This is a genomic window from Halomonas caseinilytica, assembly GCF_001662285.1.
GTDB lineage: Bacteria > Pseudomonadota > Gammaproteobacteria > Pseudomonadales > Halomonadaceae > Halomonas > Halomonas caseinilytica.
Genome location: NZ_BDEO01000001.1, coordinates 63,712 through 83,449, shown reverse-complemented (window position 1 = coordinate 83,449; position 19,738 = coordinate 63,712). Strand labels below are relative to the sequence as shown.

14 protein-coding genes and 1 tRNA gene are annotated in these 19,738 nt (G+C 60.3%); 7 read left to right on the top strand and 8 right to left on the bottom strand.

What is annotated here, in order from left to right; translation table 11 throughout:
• Positions 1-11: 11 nt before the first annotated feature.
• The 5 genes from HSDC_RS16290 to HSDC_RS00315 all read right to left on the bottom strand — a co-directional run bounded on the left by HSDC_RS16290 (position 12) and on the right by HSDC_RS00315 (position 4,236).
• Complete coding sequence (locus HSDC_RS16290; RefSeq protein ID WP_073292015.1) at positions 12-599, bottom strand: hypothetical protein; 588 nt, start codon at positions 597-599, stop codon at positions 12-14.
• Between the two features lie 177 nt (positions 600-776).
• A complete protein-coding gene (locus tag HSDC_RS16585) occupies positions 777-1,421 on the bottom strand; it encodes an HNH endonuclease family protein (protein ID WP_137055139.1) in 645 nt (214 codons plus the stop codon).
• On the bottom strand, positions 1,381-2,925 hold the full coding sequence (locus HSDC_RS16285; RefSeq protein ID WP_082919894.1) for an AAA family ATPase: 1,545 nt from the start codon (positions 2,923-2,925) through the stop codon (positions 1,381-1,383). The genes HSDC_RS16585 and HSDC_RS16285 overlap by 41 nt, the downstream gene beginning before the upstream one ends.
• 86 nt (positions 2,926-3,011) lie before the next feature.
• Positions 3,012-4,073 (bottom strand): tyrosine-type recombinase/integrase, encoded by a 1,062-nt coding sequence (locus tag HSDC_RS00320; RefSeq protein ID WP_064697941.1) that lies wholly within the window; start codon positions 4,071-4,073, stop codon positions 3,012-3,014.
• Between the two features lie 86 nt (positions 4,074-4,159).
• Positions 4,160-4,236 (bottom strand) — tRNA-Ile (locus HSDC_RS00315).
• A gap of 348 nt (positions 4,237-4,584) precedes the next feature.
• Between HSDC_RS00315 and HSDC_RS00310 the strand changes: the two genes are divergently transcribed.
• From HSDC_RS00310 to HSDC_RS00295, 4 genes are all read left to right on the top strand, one after another.
• The gene (locus HSDC_RS00310; RefSeq protein WP_064697940.1) at positions 4,585-6,696 is read left to right on the top strand and encodes a TonB-dependent receptor; all 2,112 of its coding nucleotides are present in this window, start codon (positions 4,585-4,587) and stop codon (positions 6,694-6,696) included.
• A gap of 162 nt (positions 6,697-6,858) precedes the next feature.
• A complete protein-coding gene (gene fhuF / locus HSDC_RS00305; protein WP_064697939.1) occupies positions 6,859-7,605 on the top strand; it encodes a siderophore-iron reductase FhuF in 747 nt (248 codons plus the stop codon).
• A complete protein-coding gene (locus HSDC_RS00300) occupies positions 7,602-8,543 on the top strand; it encodes an AraC family transcriptional regulator (RefSeq protein WP_082919892.1) in 942 nt (313 codons plus the stop codon). The genes fhuF and HSDC_RS00300 overlap by 4 nt, the downstream gene beginning before the upstream one ends.
• A gap of 263 nt (positions 8,544-8,806) precedes the next feature.
• Positions 8,807-10,885: a TonB-dependent siderophore receptor gene (locus HSDC_RS00295; RefSeq protein ID WP_064697938.1), complete on the top strand. Its 2,079-nt coding sequence runs from the start codon at positions 8,807-8,809 to the stop codon at positions 10,883-10,885.
• 114 nt (positions 10,886-10,999) lie between these two features.
• On the opposite strand, the gene HSDC_RS00290 is transcribed toward HSDC_RS00295, so the two are convergent.
• Both HSDC_RS00290 and HSDC_RS00285 read right to left on the bottom strand, forming a co-directional pair.
• On the bottom strand, positions 11,000-12,796 hold the full coding sequence (locus tag HSDC_RS00290) for an ABC transporter ATP-binding protein (protein WP_064697937.1): 1,797 nt from the start codon (positions 12,794-12,796) through the stop codon (positions 11,000-11,002).
• A 130-nt stretch (positions 12,797-12,926) separates the two neighbouring features.
• A complete protein-coding gene (locus HSDC_RS00285; protein WP_064697936.1) occupies positions 12,927-13,538 on the bottom strand; it encodes a superoxide dismutase in 612 nt (203 codons plus the stop codon).
• Between the two features lie 233 nt (positions 13,539-13,771).
• On the opposite strand from HSDC_RS00285, the gene HSDC_RS00280 reads away from it, so the two are divergent.
• From HSDC_RS00280 to fhuB, 3 genes are read left to right on the top strand one after another with little or no spacing between them, the layout of a single operon-like run.
• Positions 13,772-14,539, top strand: coding sequence for an ATP-binding cassette domain-containing protein (locus HSDC_RS00280; protein ID WP_064697935.1), 768 nt, complete (start codon positions 13,772-13,774; stop codon positions 14,537-14,539).
• Positions 14,540-14,556: 17 nt separating this feature from the next.
• On the top strand, positions 14,557-15,468 hold the full coding sequence (locus tag HSDC_RS00275) for an ABC transporter substrate-binding protein (protein WP_064697934.1): 912 nt from the start codon (positions 14,557-14,559) through the stop codon (positions 15,466-15,468).
• Positions 15,458-17,443, top strand: a complete 1,986-nt coding sequence (gene fhuB, locus HSDC_RS00270; RefSeq protein WP_064697933.1) for a Fe(3+)-hydroxamate ABC transporter permease FhuB — start codon at positions 15,458-15,460, stop codon at positions 17,441-17,443. Before HSDC_RS00275 ends, fhuB begins: the two co-directional genes overlap by 11 nt.
• Positions 17,444-17,602: 159 nt before the next feature.
• Here the strand turns inward: fhuB and HSDC_RS00265 are convergent, their stop codons facing one another.
• Entirely contained in the window at positions 17,603-19,681 is a 2,079-nt protein-coding gene (locus HSDC_RS00265; protein WP_064697932.1) for a TonB-dependent siderophore receptor, read from the bottom strand.
• Between the last annotated feature and the right edge of the window lie 57 nt (positions 19,682-19,738).

The window sequence follows — 19,738 nt, the reverse complement described above, 5'->3', positions numbered from 1 at the left end:
TCAGCCAACTGTTAATCAATTTTTTCCCCCACCGCATTCTTCAGCTCTTTTCCACGAGTAGCTATCTTTTCTTGAAGAACGCGAGAATAGCTTGATATTTCATCTCCCGTTTTAATCACTTTGGACAAACTAGCTTCCCATACGCCTCTTTCATCTTTAACATCAGTTCGCAAAACGCTCTCTTGGTGCCCCCAGAAAACATTAGCTTGCCCATAAATCTTGCAGACAGAATCACTCATCTCAGGATAATAAATATCTGAAATGGCTTTAGCCTCATGAAGCCGATGACAGCTCTCTACATATCTCTCCCGAAACTCATGGAGTTTCATATTGTTATCAGACTGTATATAACTCATAGTTAGAGATGTCTCTAGCGAAACTCTTGACAATATCGCATGCATTTTTCTTAACTCTTCTCTCTCAATGGCCACTTCTGCCATAACACGCTCATGCAGCAATCTATCTGATTGAAGAGCAACATCCTTTTGGGCAGTAATCTCAGCAATCCTTACCTGATTTCTAACTGTTATTTTTGTCGTTATGTATGCGGCAACCGCACCAATAACAGCCCCAAAAAAAATATACATTTCCTTTGGCATACAGCCCTCTCACACACTTAATCCAGAATAACACTTACTTTATCACGATGGGCCGACTGATATCCTCGTGACGAATACTATAATTCGAAAATTGCAGAGCCCCCTTAGTCGTCTCTTCTCATATCTAGCTACAACAGCAAATAGAAAATATAAAATTGGCTATCGTCCATAACGTATCTACCTGCGACCTAAAGCTTGCAACAGCTGTTCCTTTCTATCATCTGGAAGCTTTGCTAGTACTCCTTCGAAAATTTTTTCTTTCGCCCTCTCCACTGTAAGCCCAGGATCATCAAGCTTGAGCTTCTCTATTGTCCACTTACCTCGTTCCGTAAGCGATTTTATTACAACTTCACCACTCTCCGCCTCGCCACAAAATCTTATATGCTCATTCGTATTATCGAAGTATGGGTGCACTATAAGCCACTCCACTTCTCTATAATCTCGCGAAGTGTTACAAACTGTATCTAGATCACTCTTAACTGCAAACCCATTGCAATATTCGCATGAAATGGCAATATTGCACACTTCAAATGTCCATTGGGAATATAGTGCTTTAGGAGCAATGTGGTCCCGATGAGGAGTTCGGCGAGAATGCACGCCTACACCAAGTGTGCACCACACACATCGGCCACCTTGCTCAATTAACCCATGCTCCATTACGACTTTTTTAAATTTTTTTACATTTTTATTATTTCCGCCCCATGCAGTTGCCCGTTGATCTGGGACAATATCATCAAGAGATTTTTCTAAACTAGCGTCAATAGATGCAGATTTATTTAAATCAATCACTTCGCGCTCCTTCCAAGTAAGCGCCAATTTCATCAACTATCTCTTTTAATGGCTCATTATCTTGTCCATCTACCAACAAAAGGCGTTGATGAATGCTTACTAATTCATCGTGGCACACATCTTCTACTCCCGACAACATCTTAAGCGCCTTCGACAAATCTCTCTCTACGTAGAAATTACCAACTGCCCCGATTCCGAAAACACGGTATAGAATGTTCTCAGCAGACCTTCCATATACTTCGCCGTCGAAAGTACTGAATTCAGGAGCATCTCCTCCACTAGCCACAGTTAATGACCCTTTATCTGGTGAAACGTCGGAAACTAAAAAATGAGAATGGGTTGCAATAACAACATGAGAATTAGGGTAATCCTCTAACGTCTCCAAAAGCCTAGGAACGTATAGTTTTTGCCATGCGGGATGGAGACTAACTTCTGGCTCATCGATGACAACTAAAGATGTTGTCCCGAGATTTTCAAGCAATCTAGTTATAGTCCCAATCACTTGCTGCTCGCCTGAGCTCAGGTCAGTGAACTTTACTTTCTTGTTTTTTTTATACAAAAACAAGTCGTATCGACGAAAAACTCGCAAACGCCTACCTAAATCAATAAATTCATCTATGTGCGCATACTTTTCAAACCCATCAATTCCATTCACACCCACCTCAAGTTCAATGATGGTAGACTTTTTACTATCACGTAGGGCTGCTTGATTTATTAATGGAAGAAACTCAGCCCACAGAGGCCAAAATCTTTTTATCTTCTCTCTGATTTCTTCAGCAGAATCCTCGTTTAAACCCCGTGCACGACCTCGAACCCCTGCAACGCGCTCTTCTATTAAACCAACAAACTCATCGTAAGAACTTATTCCATAAAAATGCTTTGAAAAGACGTCTATTTCGACAACAACAGGCTGATCAAGCCCAAGCTCAGGAAGCCAAGTTCTTAGAAGCTTGGCTCCCTTTCCTTTCTCGACCAGACGAAGAAGGCTCAAGATTACCTTTTTTTCTAACGCGCCGGTCGTCGTCATGTTCGAAGACTGACGAAGCCCCAAGTAACTATAAAAATCATCACTATCGTTTAGCGAAAAACGAAAGCGATCTACCGGCAAGTGCGCAACAGCAAGCAGTTTGTCGGGTATGGGCAGCTGCGAAACTATCATTTTTTTATTATTTTTTGTCACCCACAAATCTCTTCCAGAGCGCACAACTCCCCAAAGATCTCCATCCATGAAATACTCAATCTTAGAATCAATCTCTCGGCCTACTGAACCAAAATCAATTTCATTCTGAAGAACAGAACCTACCCTATGCTCCAGAATTTTCAACTCTGAATGCTGGCTGTTTTTTTCATTCTCCAAAAGTCTCGACAAGCTTTCAAACTCATCAACTAACAATGAAAGAACTCTACTCTTTCCTGACCCATTTGGTCCAATTATGATTGACGCTTTAGGACCTTTCGCAGCCCGATTCGCACCAAACAAAGGAACTTCCACTCCTGAAATTTCAAACGAAACAAGATAAAAACCACTTTCATTCATTTTCTTCCCACCTTACGATGAAAAACAAATCCAACCCCACACTCAAAATAATTATTACAAAACATCATGATTCTTAAAACCACTCACTATTTATTGGTTAGGCGATCTAATTTCACTACTAAATCTTCCGCCCTCAAATGTGTATATCGCCTCAGCATCTGCATGGACTTGTGACCACTGATTGCCGCTACCTCTTGGTCAGACAGCCCTGCTTCTACTAATCGACTGACAGCTTCATGTCTTAAGTCATGAAAGCGGAAGTCATTAAGCCCGGCCTGCTTCTTCGCCCCATTCCAGAGCTTGGTATAGGCATAGGGACCACGCTTGCCGTCTCGACCAGGCTCCCCGAAGAACACCAGGTCGCAGTCGAACGGTCGCACGGGGTTGTGCAGCGCCTGCTTGAATACCTCGGTGGCCGCCTGGGTCAGCGGTACCAGGCGGGCTTCGTTGTTCTTGGTGTCGGTAAGGCGCACCACGCGGCGTTTTACGTCGACCTGGGAGCGAGTGAGGTTCAGGATCTCCGAGGAGCGCATGCCCGTCTCCAGGGCGATTCTGGCGATCCAGGCCAGCATGGGGTTGCTGTGCTGCCGGAGCACGGCGAACAGGCGCTTCTCCTCGTCGGGGCTCAGGCGCCGGTCACGCCCCTCCCCGGGGCTGGGCTTGCGAATGTTCTGGACCGGGTTGTAGGTCAGGCCGAGGCCCCATTCCTGGATGGCCACGGTGTAGAGATGGCCGAGCAGGGCGAGCTCCAGGCGCACGGTATTGGCGCTGATCGGTTGGCCCCGATGGCCAATGCTGTTAAGCCGCGTGTCGCGGTAGTTGGCGATCAGTTCCGGCGTCAGGGCCGCGAGGGAGTACTTGCCCAGGTGCTCAATCAGCGTGTTGGCCTTGTGGCGTTCGCTCTTTTGGGTGCTGGGCTTCTTGGTAGGGGTAACGTCCGCGAGGTAGCGCTTGAGGGCGGCTTCGAGCGTCATGCGCTCCGAGGCGCTGCGCTGGATATAGACGCCACGCACCATTTCATCTTCGGTGCGGCGTGCCCAATCCTGGGCGTCTCGCTTGGTGCGGAAGGTCTTGGCGGTGGTGGGCCAGCCGGTCTTGCGGATGACGGTCTTCCAGCTACCGGCGGGGGTCTTGACGATGGTGGCCATGAGAGTCTCCAGGGGGCTGAAGGATCGGCACTGTACCCTTGGACTATGGGACTCACCAAAGAGAATTCTTAAGCAACTGATTTTCATGGTGGGCCCAGCTGGACTCGAACCAGCGACCAAGGGATTATGAGTCCCCTGCTCTAACCAACTGAGCTATAGGCCCGTATCAGCGGCTGCGTATGATATCGAAAGCCGCCGGCCGAGACCAGTGGCGATTCCTCATGCCACCGCAGGCAGGCGAATCGACATGATCCAGCTCATGTCCCTGCAATTCCGTACACGCCGATTAAGGTCACGCCCCGAAGTCCGCCTGCCCCAATCCCTTTGCATGCACCGTCTCATCGCCTGCTGGGGCTCAGTCCGACCCTCAGGCCCCGATGAAGACCAAGTGCACGACGAGTTCCCTTGTCTCCGTTGATAATGCTTATCAATGTCATATTTGTTCACTATAATGCCGCCCGTCCCGAAACATTCCGTTCCGTTCTGCTCAACACAATTTACAAGGCACGACATGCAACCCATTCGCTTGACAGCCGGGCTCACGGCACTGGTCGGTACCCTGCCCGGCCTGGCACTCGCCCAAGACACCACCGAACAAGACACCATGGTCGTGGTCGGTTCTCGCACACCTACCGAAATCAGCCAGATACCCGGTGCGGTCTGGGTGATCGGCCAGCAGGAACTGCAAGACCAGATCCGCGCCGGCGCCGATCTCAAGACCGCACTCGGCAAGCTGGTACCCGGGTTGGACCTGGCGCCCCAAGGGCGCACCAACTACGGCCAGAACATGCGCGGCCGCACCGCCCAAGTGCTGATCGACGGCGTCTCGCTGAACAGCTCACGCGGCATCTCGCGACAGTTCGATTCCATCGATCCCTTCAATATCGAGCGCGTCGAGGTGCTTTCCGGCGCCAGCAGCCTGTACGGCGGCGGGGCAACCGGTGGCTTGATCAACATCATCACCAAGAAAGGGGAACGCGAAGGCTTCCACCTGGCCACCAAGACCAGCGTGACCTCCGGGTTCAACGACGCTGACGACCTGAGCTATCGCCTTGCCCAGTCGATCAGCGGTGGCACCGAGAACGTCAAGGGTCGCATCGCCGCCGCCTACGAGGACGATGGCCGCCACTACGACGCCAATGGTCAGGAAATCTTCCCCGACATCGCCCAGACCGATCTACAGGACAATCGCAGCATCGATGTCATGGGCAATCTCGACATCCGCCTTGCCGAACAGCAGACCCTGCAACTTGCGGCACAGATCTACGAATCCGGTTACGAGGGGGATCGTGGCGTCTACTTCCCCAACTTGGGAGCCACCACGCCGAACCTCGACGATGCCGAGATCCGCGACGGCTATGACTCCGACCGCGACCCGGCCACCGACCGCAAGATGGTCAACCTGCAGTATCATCACGGCGACCTCCTCGGCCAGGACTTCTACCTGCAGGCTTATCATCGTGAGGAAGAAGCCAGTTTTCAGGCCTTCCCCTATCCGGTCGAAGGCGGCTACCAGTTCAAGGCCTCCAAGCAGAACACCGATCTCTCCGGGCTCAAGGCACTGTTCGATGCCAACCTGACCGACAGCCTGACGCTGACCTATGGGCTGGACCTCGACCGCGAGTCCTTCGATGCCAACCAGATGTCATTCGACAAGTCGGCCTCCGATGCCAGTGGCGGTCTGGTACAGCAGGATGCCGGGACCGCAGCGCGCTATCCGAGTTACCAGGTCGATGGCCTCTCCGCCTTCGCCCAGAGCGAATGGCAGGTCACCGAGGGGCTGCAACTTTCCGCCGGCGTGCGCCAGCAGCACATGGATGTCGAGGTCGAGGACTTCCAGGGCATCCCCGGTGGTGAGAACGATTATGACGCCACCCTGATCAACGCCGGCGCGCTCTACGACTACGGCAACGGCCACCAGAACTGGCTGCAATTCAGCCAGGGCTTCGAGCTGCCCGACCCGGCCAAGTACTACGGCAAGAGCGCCGAGGTGAGCGTGGCCGAAAACCCGCTCTCCGCCATCAAGACCGATCAGGTCGAGATCGGCTGGCGTTATCGCGGTACCGACTGGATGACTCAGGCGGCGCTCTACTACGCCTGGTCCGACAAGGCCGTGGAGAATGCCGAGGACCTCAGCGTCAGCGTGGTCGAGCAGAAGAAGCGCGACTACGGCTTCGAGGGCTCGGTGACCCGTTATTTCGACAACGGCTTCGAGGTCGGCAGCACCTTGCACACGGTCCGTTCCGAGCAGAAGAACGAGGCTGGCGACTGGGAAAAGCGCGACGCCCGCTATGCCTCGCTCTCCTCCGCCACGGCCTATGTCGGCTGGCATGATCCGAATGGCGAGCGTTCCGCACGCCTGCAGGCCAGCCATGCCTTCGACCTGGAAGATGCCGACGACCGCGAGATCGATGGCTACACTACCCTGGATCTGTCCTTGAGCCAGCGCCTGCCGGTAGGCGAGCTCAGCCTCGGCGTCTCCAACCTGCTCGACGAACAGTACTCCACCGTCTGGGGTCAGCGCGCGGCGATGTTCTACTCGCCTTACTATGGCCCGGAGTACCTCTACGACTATCAGGGACGCGGGCGGACCTATACGCTCGGTTGGTCAATGAGCTACTGAGCGCCCGGGCGGTGAGCGGCGGGGACGTGCGTGTCGTCCCCGTTCTCGCCGGATCTCACGGCGCTGCGGCATCGTGATTTGGATCGTCCATCTGACCAGCAGTTTTGATAACGATTCCTATTTATTTTACTATCCCGACACGTTCCTCTTCGACGGTGGCCCATGTCCTTCGCGCTGTCATCGCTGTATATCGGCCCCATGGCACAGTTGATGCCGCCGCGCGTCTCGACTCGCACCGCGCCAGATACCGTCGCGGCCAGCGAGTTGCTAGACCCGGCGCGCCTCGAGGCGCTGATGGCCGATTTCAATGCTCACTACCCCGGGGGTGATCGCCGCGCCCTGGTCTCGATATGGACCAAGTGGCACTTCGCCAGCCTGGCCGCCACGAGCCTGGCCGCCAATCTGATCCTGGAGCGCGACCTTCCCCTAGCACTGGACGATCTGCGCCTGGTTCTGGCCCCGGAAGGCCATGTCGCCGGATTGTGCCTCAAGGACGAAGGTCGCCCCTTGGCCGAGCTGGAAGGCACGGCTCGCTTCACCACCCTGATCGATGATCACCTGACACCCTTGATCGAAGGCCTGGCAGCCTATGCCGGGGCCTCCCCCAAGGTGTTCTGGAGCAATGTCGGCAACTACTTCGAGTATTTCGTCAGCGTCCTGCCGATGCATCCCATGGCCTCCTCGGCCATGGCCGAACCGGCCCATCACCTGATGGCATCCCGCACCCTGGCTGACGGACGTCGCAACCCGCTGTACCAGCCGGTGCGTTATGTCGAAGCAAGCGAGGCCTCCCCCAAGCGAGTGCGTCGCTTGTGCTGCATCCGCTACCTGATCGACGAACTGGGCTATTGCGAGAACTGCCCGCTGGAGTGCCGGGAGCGCCGTCGTCATCAGACGGAGGCGACATGACAGGCCTCGCCTCTGATCGCCAGCGTGTCCAGGCCCATACCTCGCGAGACCTCAGAGCTTATGGACAGCGCTACGGCATCGACTATCACTTCCCAGACCTTGGAGCTCGGCCACGTACCGTGGTGCGTGGACGCGTGCAGGAACTCTCCCCCGGCCCGGGCATGCAACTGGTGGCCTCCGACGTCGAGGTACTGGAGCGCTACGACTCCCGTTCCCGGGCGCCGGCCCCCTTATCGATCATCGTCATGCTGGAAGGAGCGGCCGATGTCAGCCTGGGAGGCGACCATCTGACGTTGCGCTCCGGCATGGCACTCAGCGTTCAGCTCGACGACCGCCATGGCCTGAACGCCGTGCAACCCGCCGGACAACACATCCGCGCCCTGACCCTGGGGCTCGATGAGTCTCGGCTGACCACCATGGCCGGCGAGCCGATGCCCTGCCAGACATCACGCATGCGCGCCTGGCGACTGCCGGGAACGCTGCGCAGCGCCCTCGAGGAAGCCATCACCACACCACTGGAAGGCGCCGCCCGACGCCTGCAGTTCGAGGGGCTGAGCCTGCAATTGCTGGCCCATGGCCTGCCCGAGGCTCGCCGAGGAGCGGTCACCCTCCCCACGCCGGGCGAACAACAACGTCTTGAACGGGTTCGCGAAGCCCTGCGAGCCGACCCCGCCCGCGAGCATCGGCTCGATGCCCTGGCCGAGCTCGCCGCCATGAGTCCGGCCAGCCTGAGGCGCAAGTACAGCGCCGCCTTCGGCAAAAGCGTCTTCGAGGATCTACGCGAATACCGCCTTGCCCTGGCCAGGGACTATCTGGCGCGCGGCTTCAGCGTGCAGCAGGCCGCCCACTTCTGCGGCTATCGCCACGCCAGCAACTTTGCCACCGCCTTTCGGCGCCATTACGGCGTCTCGCCGAGTTCCCTCGCCGACGCTTCTTGAGCGTTGCGCATAGGCATGTGAGCGTTCCCCATACGTACGACGCCCCATTAAAAGCAATAATTCTCATTACACAAAGGAGGCGCTGAACACATCACCGAGCATAGTGAAGCGCAAGGCGCACGGAGCACAGAAAGCGAGACATAACACCTCGTTAGGCGAGCTTTCGAGTACGCGCAACGCAGCGATTTGCATGCGCAGGCATTTATTCAGTGCTTCCCAAAGCTTCTTGGCCCGATAACAGCACAACCCGACAGGATACCTGCATGTTCCGACCCACTCCCCTGGCGCTCGCCGTCGCCCTGGCGGCCTCCGGTAGCTCACTGGCTGTCCAGGCCCAGCAGACCGAGCAGCTCGGCACCGTGACCGTCACCGGTACGGCGGCGACCAAGACCGAAACCCCCTTCAGCGAGACGCCCCAGGCCATCTCCATCATCGAGAACGACGAGTGGGAAGAGCGAGGCGCCGAGACGGTCCAGCGCGCCGCCAACTATACGCCCGGCGTCTTCACCAACCAGATCGGCGCGTCCAATCGCTACGACTATATCGTGATGCGCGGCTTCTCGGATGGCAGCATCAACAACACCTTTCTCGATGGCCTCAAGGTGATGGGCGATGCAGGCTCCTTCAGCTCGATGGCTATCGATCCTTACTTTCTCGAGAGCATCGAAGTGGTCAAGGGGCCTGCCTCGGTGCTCTATGGCCGCGCCTCCCCTGGCGGCCTGGTGGCGCTCACCAGCAAGCGTCCCGAGTTCGAGCAATCAGGCCAGATCCGTCTTGGCGCCGGCAACAATGCACAAAAGAACGCCGCCTTCGATCTCACCGGTCCTCTGGACGACGAGCGCCGCCTGGCCTATCGCCTGACCGGCCTGGCGCGCAGCGCCGATACCCAGTTCGGCCCGGTAGAAGAAGAACGTTACACCCTGGCGCCCTCACTCACCTGGGACGCCACCGATGACACCAGCCTGACGCTGTACGCCTATCTGCAGAAAGACCCCGAAGGCGGCTACCACTCAGGCCTGCCCTTTGCGGGCACCATCGAGGATCACGCTGGGCGTCGACTCTCCAATACCTTCTTCGAAGGCGAGGAAGACTTCGAGAACTTCGAACGCGAACAACGGATGTTCGGTTATGCACTGGAACACCGCTTCAGCGACGCCCTGACCTTCCGACAGAACGCCCGCTACCTGAACGCGGACGTCACCATGGACCAGGTCTACGCCTATGGCTGGGCCAACGACACCGACCTCATCCGTTACTACTCCGGTGGCCAGGAAGATCTCGAGGCCTGGACCATCGACAACCAGTTGCAGGCCAACCTGCAGACCGGCGCTGTCGAACACACTCTGCTGTTCGGTGCCGACTATCAGCAGCGCGAGAATGACGTACGCTGGGACTACGGCACCACCGATCCCCTCGACGTCACCGACCCGCAGTACGGCAGTGACGTCTCCATCTACCAGACCGACGACCAGCAGCGAGATCTCAACCAGACCGGCGTCTACCTGCAGGATCAGATAGCCGTCGGCAACTGGCACATGGCACTGGGCCTGCGTCACGACTGGGTCGACATCGAGAACACCAATGAAGGCACCGGCACCACCAGCGAACTGGACGACACCCAGCTCAGCGGCCGTGCCGGCCTGCTCTATGCGTTCGACAATGGCGTCTCACCCTACCTCAGCTACTCAACTTCCTTCTCGCCCAATGCCTATACCGACGAGAATGGCGACCTGCTGGCCCCCACCGAGGGGGAACAGGTCGAAACCGGCCTGAAATTCCAGCCGGAGGGCACCCGGGACCGCTACAGTATCGCGCTGTTCCATATCTCCCAGGAGAACGTCGCGACCAAGGACCCCAACGAAAGCTTTTATCGCGCAGTGGGCGAGATCGAATCCCAGGGCGTCGAGCTCGAGGCCCACACCCAGTTGACCGACAACCTGCGTCTGCAGGCCGGCTACAGCTACACCGACGTAACCTACGCGAAGACCGAAGACGACACCCAGGGCAACACCGCCAACCAGGTACCGCGCCACCAGGCCAACGTCTGGGCCAACTACGCCTTCGACCGCGGCACCCTGGCGGGCCTGGATGCCGGACTGGGGGTACGCTACCACGCCGACATCTATGCCGATGAGGAGAATACCGAGAAGGTCCCCGACTACACCCTGGTCGATGCCACCCTCGGCTATGACCTCTCCCGGGTAGGCCTGGAAGGTGTCTCGGCACGGCTCAACGTCAGCAACCTGCTCGACAAGGAGTACGTCGCCTCCTGCTACGACCTCAACTACTGCTACTTCGGTGCCGAGCGCAGCGTAAAGGCCACTGTCAGCTACGATTTCTGATCAAGACCGATCTCCTAGACGAACACCGGCGGCCGAGGGCCGCCGGTTTTTTTGGTTCATCGCACTTTGCCGCTCGGCCGCGCTGCACCAAGGCCTCGTGGGCGCATAGGGCAACTAAAAGGTGGCGTCTGCCGCGGCGATCTCGCCAGTCTGCACGCGCCATTGGGCCGCATATCGACCTTGTCGCGACAGCAGCTCATCGTGACGCCCACGTTCGACGACGCGCCCGGCCTCGACGACCGCGATCTCGTCGGCATGCACGATGGTCGAGAGCCGGTGGGCGATCATGATCACCGTGCGGCCATGGCCGATCCGCGCCAGCGAGCGCTGGATGGCCGCCTCGGTCTCGTTGTCCACGGCGCTGGTCGCCTCGTCCAGCACCAGGATCGGCGGATCCTTGAGCAAGGCCCGAGCCAGCGACAGCCGCTGGCGCTGGCCGCCGGAAAGCCGTACGCCACGCTCGCCGACCGGCGTGTCGAGCCCTTGCGGCAGCGTCTGGATGAAGCCCCAGGCCTCGGCAGTGCGAGCCGCCTCGATCACCTCATTCTCATCGGCCTCGGGGCGACCGTAGGCGATGTTGTCGCGCACCGTGCCCTCGAAGAGATAGACATCCTGGCTGACCAGGCCGATGGCCTCGCGCAACGAGGACAGGGTGAGCGTCTCGATCGGCTGGTCATCGATCAGCACCCGCCCCTCTGCCGGATCCTGGAAGCGCAGCAGCAGCTTGATCAGTGTCGACTTGCCCGACCCCGTAGCACCCACCAGGGCCAGGGTGTGGCCGGAAGGCACCTCGAGATCGACATCCTCGACCCCGGCGCCGGATTCGGCGTAACGAAACCCCACGCCTTCGAAACGCACCGCGCCATGCACCGGACGCGCCAGTTCGGAACCGCCGGCGTCATGCACCTGGATCGGCGTGGCCAGTAGATCGAGGATACGCCGAGTGCTGGCCATGGCCAGTTCGAACAGATCGATCACCTGGGCCAGCCCGGTCAGCGGCCACAGCAATCGCTGGGTCAGGAACACCAGCACGCCATAGGCGCCGACATTGAGGTCACCACGCAGGGCCATCATGCCGCCCACCGTGAAGGTCGCCAGAAAGCCGGTGAGGATCGCCATGCGAATCACCGGAATGAACGCCGAGCTGATGCGGATCGCTCGGCGGTTGGCTTCCACATAGGCCTCGCTGGTCTGACGCAGGCGCTCGGCCTCGCGCGCCTCGGCGGTGAAGCTCTTGATCGTCGCGATGCCCGCCAGGTTGTTGGACAGCCGGCTAGCCAGTTCGCCGACGCGCTCGCGGACTTCCGCGTACAGCGGCCCGGCCTTGCGCTGGAAGAAGAAGGCCCCCCAGATGATCAGCGGAATGGGGGTAAAGGCCAGCAGCGCGATCAGAGGCGAGAGCACGAAGAACACCGCTCCCACCGCCACCACGGTGACTCCGACCTGGATCATGGAATTGGCGCCACCGTCGAGGAAGCGCTCGAGCTGGTTGACGTCGTCATTCATGATCGCCACCAGGCGCCCCGAGCTCTGCGACTCGAAGAAGCTCATGTCGAGGCGTTGCGCGTGTTCGTAGGCATCCTGACGCAGCTCGGCCTGCAAACGCTGAGCCAGGTTGCGCCACAGGATCTGGTAGAGGTACTCGAACAGCGACTCGCCGGCCCAGATCAGGAAGGTCAGCACGCCGAGCACCAGGATCTGCTCGCGGGCCGTGGTGAACCCTAGCCCAGCGACGAAGCTGTCCTCCTGGTTGACCACCACATCGATGGCCACCCCGATGAGAATCTCCGGGGCGATATCGAACAATTTGTTGATGATCGAACAGACCGTGGCGGCAATGATGTGTCGTCGATGCCCTCGGGCATAACGCAACAGGCGGCCCAGGGCCTGGAAACTACTTCGACTCGACATGCATGGTCCTCCTTGAGCGCACGGGACACCTCGACACGCAGACAAACGAAAAACGCCAGGGCCGGCGAAGAACCGACCCTGGCGAATCTGGTAGCACCGCGCCGCATGTGGGGCGCGATCAGGCGTTGCCTCAGGCAGTGGCAGCCTGGTAGCGACGCTCGACTTCGTCCCAGTCAACCACGTTGAAGAAGGCCGCGATGTAATCGGGACGCTTGTTCTGATACTTCAGATAGTAAGCGTGCTCCCACACATCCAGGCCCAGCACCGGGGTGTTGCCGTGCATCAGCGGGCTATCCTGGTTCAGGGTGTTCTCGACCACCAGCTTGCCTTGCGGGTCGACACTGAGCCAGGCCCAGCCGCTGCCGAAGCGACCCAGGGCCGCCTTGGTGAAGGCATCCTTGAAGGCGTCGAAGCCGCCCAGCTCGCTGTCGATGGCCTCGGCTACCTTGCCTTTCGGCTGACCGCCGCCCTGCGGCGACATCATCTGCCAGAACATGGAGTGGTTGGAGTGGCCGCCGCCGTTGTTGATCACGGCCTGACGCTTGTCGTCGGGCACGCGATCGAGATTGGCGACCAGCTCGTCCACCGGCACTTCCTCGAGTCCGGTACCCTCGAGCGCGGCATTCAGATTGTTCACATAAGTCTGATGGTGCCGCGTGTGGTGGATCTCCATGGTCTGAGCATCGATATGGGGTTCCAGGGCATCGTACTGGTACGCAATCTCGGGCAGTGAATGCGGCATGATGAAGCATCCTCCTCGTTGATGAATGGTCGCGGGACCGCGACTCGTCGCATACAAGAGTATGGCAAATCAGGACCCTAGACACTAACGCAAAATGATTATCAATTTTCCATAGATTTTCTTCATCGCCCCTATTGGGCGAATATTGATAACCATTCTTATCTGCTTTAGTCTAGCCGGGCGCGAGGCCGTCGATAACGCTCTCACGCTCCCCAAGAGATGTGGAGTCCATCATGTTCGAAGTCAAGGCCGCGACCTTCGAGGTCAACGGCAGCCGACTGTTGCATCCCACCGACCTCAGCTTCGACGAGGGACGGGTCTATGGCCTGATCGGTCATAACGGCTCCGGAAAATCGACACTGCTCAAGCTACTGGCCCAACAGCAACCCGCCAGTCACGGCGAGGTGCGCTTCGACGATCGCCCCCTGGCCCGCTGGGGCCACCGCGAGTTCGCCCGTCAGGTCGCCTACCTGCCCCAGCACCTGCCCAGCGCGGAGAACCTGACCGGTCGCGAGCTGATCGGCTTCGGCCGCTACCCCTGGCACGGCCTGCTCGGGCGCCATACCCGCGAGGACCAGAAGCAGGTCGAGCGGGCCATCGCGCTCACCCACACCCAGCCTTTTGCCGACCGGCTCGTCGATACCCTCTCCGGCGGCGAACGCCAGCGCGTCTGGCTGGCCATGCTACTGGCCCAGGGCAGCCGCTTCCTCTTGCTCGACGAGCCCCTGGCGGCCCTCGACATCGCCCACCAGGTCGAGGTTCTGGCACTGGTGCGCCAGTTGTGTCGTGAACTCGGCCTGGGCGTGATCATCGTGCTGCATGACGTCAACATGGCGGCGCGCTACTGCGATCACCTGGTGGCCCTGCACAGCGGTCGAATCCTCGCCCAGGGCAGCCCCGGGGAGATGATGGACGATGCTACCCTCGAGGCCATCTACGGCATTCCCATGCGTGTCATGTCCCATCCCGGTGGAGAACATCCCATCGCCGTCGTTCATTGACCCCAATCCATGACGTCATGCTCCTGAGTTTCGGTCCCGTCCTCCGCTCCACCGCGTACCGTCGCGCCACCCTGCGTGGGCTGGCCGTCTCGCTGCTTCTCGGCTGTCTCATCGTCGCGCCGACTGCCCTCGCCGCCTCGCCCCGCATCGCGACACTCGACTGGACCCTCGCCGAGACCTTACAGGCACTCGGTACGCCGCCCATGGCAGTCGCCCAGGTCGATGCCTACCACGACTGGGTCGGCGAGCCGCACTTGCCCGACACGGTGGCCGACCTCGGTCTGCGCACCCAGCCCAATCTCGAGTTGCTCGCGGATCTCGATCCCGACCAGATCCTGATCTCGCCGATGTTCGCCAATCTGAGGCCACGCCTGTCACGCATCGCCCCGGTCAAGAACTTCACGCTCTATACCCCCGGGCGCGACACCTGGCAGGAAATGCGCGAGCTGACACGCAGCGTCGCCGACCAGGTCGATCGGTCACAGGCCGGCGAACGGTTGATCGCGTCCACCGAGACTCGCATCGCCGAGCTGCGTGACCGGCTGCCCGAGCAGGTCCCGCCGCTGTTGGTGATCCAGTTCATGGATGCGCGTCACGTCCGCGTCTTCGGCGACAATGGGCTTTACCAGGCGGTACTGGAACGCCTCGGCCTCGACAATGCCTGGCCCGGCGAGACCAACGCCTGGGGCTTCTCGTTGGTCGGCATCGAGGCGCTGGCGAATCTGGATGCTCGCCTGGTGGTGGTCGAGCCGTACCCCGCCGGGGTCCGTGAGACGCTCGACCGCAGCGGGCTCTGGCAAGGATTGGTACAGGAAAGCCGGGGCAAGCCCTTGGTGCTGCCGCCGGTCTGGAGTTTCGGCGCCCTGCCCTCGGCACAGCGTTTTGCTGAGCAACTCACCGCTGCGCTGGAGGCTCCCCATGCTCGCTAGGGCATCGTTTCGCCTGACCCCAGGCCTCGCCTGCGTCTTGCTCTGCCTGGCACTCGTGGCACTGGCCGCGACGAGCCTGAACGCCGAAACGGGGCTCGCCACCGGCCTTCAGGCCCTGTTCGGCGACGCCAACCTCACGATGGATGCTCTGGTCCTGCACTTCAGCTGGTGGCCGCGGCTGGTCATGTCGCTGCTGGCCGGCGGCGGCCTGGCCCTGGCAGGCGTCTTGATGCAGCAGGTACTGCGCAATCCCCTGGCGGCGCCCACCACCCTGGGGGTGGCCAGCGGTGCCAACCTGGCCCTTATGGTCGCCACCCTGTTGGCCCCCGGACTGCTGGGCTGGGGACGCGAATGGGTCGCGCTGCTCGGCGGGGGCTTGTCCATGGCGCTGGTGTTCTCGCTGGCCTGGCGACGCGGCCTGGCGCCGGTGATCGTGGTGCTCGGCGGTCTGGTGGTCAATCTTTACCTGGGGGCACTGGGCATCGTGCTGTTGCTCTTCCACCAGGAGGAACTGAAGGGACTGCTGATCTGGGGAGCCGGCTCGCTGGCCCAGAACGACTGGGGCGGCGTGACCTTTCTCGCCCCTCGCCTGCTCGTCGGTGCCCTGGTGGCCTGGCTGCTGCTGCGCCCCTTGGCGGTGCTCGAGCTCGACGACGCCAGCGCCCGGAGCCTCGGTGTCTCGCTGCGCGCCTTGCGGCTGGCCGGCCTGGGCCTGGCCGTCTTTCTCACCGGCTGCGTGGTCAGCGTGGTCGGCGTCATTGGCTTCATCGGCCTGGCCGCGCCGAACATCGTGCGCCTGGCCGGCGCCCGCCGCCTCGGTCAGCGTCTGGTCTGGTCGACGCTGCTCGGCGCCCTCCTGCTGGCCACCACCGATCAACTGCTCCAACGTTTCACCGGCCAGGTATCAGGCCTGATTCCGACCGGCGCCGTCACCGCCGCCCTGGGTGCGCCACTGCTGATCTGGCTGATTCCTCGTCTGCGCCTACGCGGCGATCAGCCACCAGGTTCGGCCACCGCACCGGCCGGCCGGCATCCTGCCCCCGGCCGCCTGGCAGCTGGCCTGGTCCTGGCCCTGGCGATCGTGACCGTGGCCGCACTGCTCGCCGGGCAAACCGCCGGCGGCTGGTCCTGGCTCTCGCCCGGCAACTGGGATGTCCTGCAATGGCGGCTGCCGCGGGTCCTCGCCTCGGCCGGTTGCGGCGTGATGCTGGCCCTTGCCGGCACCCTGATTCAGCGCGTCACCGCCAATCCCATGGCCAGCCCCGAGGTACTGGGCATCAGCGGTGGCAGCGCCATCGCCCTGATCCTGGCCATCTTCCTGCTGCCCTCGCCGAACAATCTGACGCTGGTCGGCGTCGGTACCCTGGGGGCCATGGCCAGCCTGGCGATTCTGATCATCTTCAATGGCCGCAGCGGCCTGCTGCCCGAGCGCCTGCTGTTGACCGGGGTGGCGATCACCGCCGCCTTCGATGCCGTGCGCGCCATCGTGCTGGCCGGCGGCGACCCGCGCGGCCAACAGGTCATCGCCTGGCTCTCGGGGTCCACCTACTATGTCGACCTGACCAGCGCCCTGATCGTCGTCGCGCTGGCCCTGGCGCTCGGCCTGCTGACCGGCCCGCTCGCCCGCTGGCTGGATATCCTGCCGCTGGGGGCTTCCACATCCCGGGCACTCGGCATCGGCCTGAAACGTTCGCGCCTGCTGCTGTTGCTGCTGGTGGCCCTGCTCACGGCCTCCGCCACCCTGGTAGTCGGCCCGCTCTCCTTCGTCGGCCTGCTCGCCCCCCACCTGGCCCGCCTGCTGGGCTTCTCGCGGGCGAGCATGCACCTGTTGGGCGCGGCCCTGGTCGGCGCCCTGCTGATGGTGCTGGCCGACTGGGTGGGCCGTCAGCTGCTGTTCCCGCAGGAAATTCCCGCCGGCATCGTCGCCTCCCTGCTGGGCGGCGCCTACTTCATGTGGGGGTTGAGAAAGTTATAAGTCGGAAGGAGGAAGAGGGAAGAAGCGGCGGAAAGCGAGCAACGAGCAGCATCGTGGCAAGAGAGGCCGGGAAAAATCAAATGGCCCGAGGTGCCTTCCAGCGCCTCGGGCCCTCTTCTTTCTTCGCTCTTATTGCTTAGCTCTTCCTTGTCTTTTCCCCTACCACTGGTAGCTCAAGCTACCGATAACACTGCGCGATTCTCCGTAGTAGCACCAGTAGTCGCAGCTGGCCACATACTCCTTGTCGGTCAGGTTGTTGACGTTGAGCTGGGCCCGCCAGTTCTCGGCGAAGTCGTAGCTGGCCATGGCATCGACCAGGGTGACATCCGACACCGTGATGTCGTTGTAGGTACTCTCGCCGATATAACGCACGCCGCCGCCAAGCTTGAGCCCCTGCAGGGCGCCTTCCTGGAAGGCGTAGTCCAGCCAGGTCGAGGCCTGATGACGCGGAATCAGGCTCTTGCGCTCGCCACCCTCTCGCTCGGCATCGGTATAGGTATAGGCGGCGGTGAGCTGCAATTGGTCCGTCAGGTAGCCGACGCCTTCCAGCTCGAGGCCCTGTGATGTCTGCTTGCCCACCTGTTCCTGGCGTCCGCCCCCGGTCGTGACCAGGCTATTGCGCTGCTCGAGATCGAAGACCGCCGCGGTGACATAGCCATCCCATCCCGGCGGCGCGACCTTGACGCCGGCTTCCCACTGCTCGCCTTCGAGGGGCTCGTAGAGGCGTCCATCGTCATCGACGCTGGCCTGCGGCTCGAAGGATTCAGTGTAGCTCAGGTAGGGATTGATGCCATGGTCACCGAGGTACATGACCCCGCCGGACCAAGACACCTGATCGTCGTCGGCGCGTTGCGTGGTGCCGGTGGTACGGTTGACGTTATCGGTCTCCGCCTGGTCATAACGCACGCTGCCGAGCAACACCCAACGGTCGTCGATACGCAGTTGATCCTGCAGATACAGGCCGGTCTGCTGCTTGTCGATCTCGCGCTCGATCAGTTGATCCTCGGTCACCGGCGTGTAGTTGCCGTACTGGGGATCGAAGATGTCGATGGGGTCGCCAAAGGTAAAGAGATCAGCCTCCTGGCCCTCGAGGCCGAGATCCTGATAGCCGAGGCCGATCATCAGAGTATTCTCGGTGCGATCGGTGTACCACTTGCCGATCAACCGGTTGTCCATCGTCCAGCTATCGATCTCGCCATCCCGATAGACCAGCCCACGAGTGGCCAACCGATCGGACCCGGGCTGACGAGCAGAGATATAGGTACTTCGCAGATCCATGTCCAGATGGCTGTAGCGCAGGTTCTGCTCGAAGCGCCAGGTGTCATTGAGCTGGTGGCGAAGCTCGTAGCCCAGGGAAGCCTGGGTGCGTTCATTGGTATCGTAATCCGGCTCGCCATAGCTGGTCTGCGGATCGACCTTGCCGAAGGGCGTGTCCTCGACCGTACCGTAGGTCAGCTTGAACGGGTTGGTCGGTATCGCATCGTCCTTCTGGATGCTCGCCAGGAAGGTCACGCTGGTATCTTCGCTGAAATCCACCTCGAGGCTGGGCGCAAAGTAGTAGCGTTCGTTCTCGGTGTGATCGAGATCGCCATCGCGCTCCTTGACCATGCCGACCATGCGGTAGCGGACGTCACCGCTCTCGGTCAGGGGCCCCGAGGTATCGACACCGAGCTGACGATGCTGCCGATTGCCGACCTGAAGGTTGACCTCGCCTCGCGGCTCGCTCGTCGGGCGCTTGCTGACGGCGTTGATCAGGCCGCCAGCCGGTGCCTCGCCATAGAGAATCGACGAAGGCCCCTTGAACACATCGACGCTTTCCAGGCCATAGGGCTCGGGTAGCCACTGATAGTAGCCCGTCCGATAGATGCGCAAGCCATCCTGATAGGTCGACTGATCGAACCCCCGCACCTTGAACCAGTCAGTATCGTTGTCAGCACCGTAATGCCCCGCCAGCACACCGGCACGATAGCGGAAGGTCTCGTCGAGGCTCTGGACATTGCGCTCTTCGAGTTCCTCACGCTGGACGGTCGATACCGGACGCGGCGTCTCGACCAGTGGCGCGGCCACCTTGAGGGCGGTACCGACCACCACGACGGTATCGGATTCGACGACCTCGTCCTGGGCCAGGGCAACCAGCGGCGCACCCAGCAGCGCACCGGACAACGACAGGCCCAATGCGCGCCGAACGGCCAGAGCCATCGGCGAACGGGACGGGGCGAGGAAGTGTGAATGTGGCATCGGCAAGCCTCGGCGATGGGAATGAGAGCGAATGAATGACACGGTGCCGGAAACGAC

Coding starts and splice junctions, on each gene's coding strand:
- HSDC_RS16290 (WP_073292015.1), bottom strand. CDS start 599: ATGCCAAAGGAAATGTATATTTTTTTTGGGGCTGTTATTGGTGCGGTT.
- HSDC_RS16585 (WP_137055139.1), bottom strand. CDS start 1,421: ATGAAATTGGCGCTTACTTGGAAGGAGCGCGAAGTGATTGATTTAAAT.
- HSDC_RS16285 (WP_082919894.1), bottom strand. CDS start 2,925: ATGAATGAAAGTGGTTTTTATCTTGTTTCGTTTGAAATTTCAGGAGTG.
- HSDC_RS00320 (WP_064697941.1), bottom strand. CDS start 4,073: ATGGCCACCATCGTCAAGACCCCCGCCGGTAGCTGGAAGACCGTCATC.
- HSDC_RS00310 (WP_064697940.1), top strand. CDS start 4,585: ATGCAACCCATTCGCTTGACAGCCGGGCTCACGGCACTGGTCGGTACC.
- fhuF (WP_064697939.1), top strand. CDS start 6,859: ATGTCCTTCGCGCTGTCATCGCTGTATATCGGCCCCATGGCACAGTTG.
- HSDC_RS00300 (WP_082919892.1), top strand. CDS start 7,602: ATGACAGGCCTCGCCTCTGATCGCCAGCGTGTCCAGGCCCATACCTCG.
- HSDC_RS00295 (WP_064697938.1), top strand. CDS start 8,807: ATGTTCCGACCCACTCCCCTGGCGCTCGCCGTCGCCCTGGCGGCCTCC.
- HSDC_RS00290 (WP_064697937.1), bottom strand. CDS start 12,796: ATGTCGAGTCGAAGTAGTTTCCAGGCCCTGGGCCGCCTGTTGCGTTAT.
- HSDC_RS00285 (WP_064697936.1), bottom strand. CDS start 13,538: ATGCCGCATTCACTGCCCGAGATTGCGTACCAGTACGATGCCCTGGAA.
- HSDC_RS00280 (WP_064697935.1), top strand. CDS start 13,772: ATGTTCGAAGTCAAGGCCGCGACCTTCGAGGTCAACGGCAGCCGACTG.
- HSDC_RS00275 (WP_064697934.1), top strand. CDS start 14,557: ATGCTCCTGAGTTTCGGTCCCGTCCTCCGCTCCACCGCGTACCGTCGC.
- fhuB (WP_064697933.1), top strand. CDS start 15,458: ATGCTCGCTAGGGCATCGTTTCGCCTGACCCCAGGCCTCGCCTGCGTC.
- HSDC_RS00265 (WP_064697932.1), bottom strand. CDS start 19,681: ATGCCACATTCACACTTCCTCGCCCCGTCCCGTTCGCCGATGGCTCTG.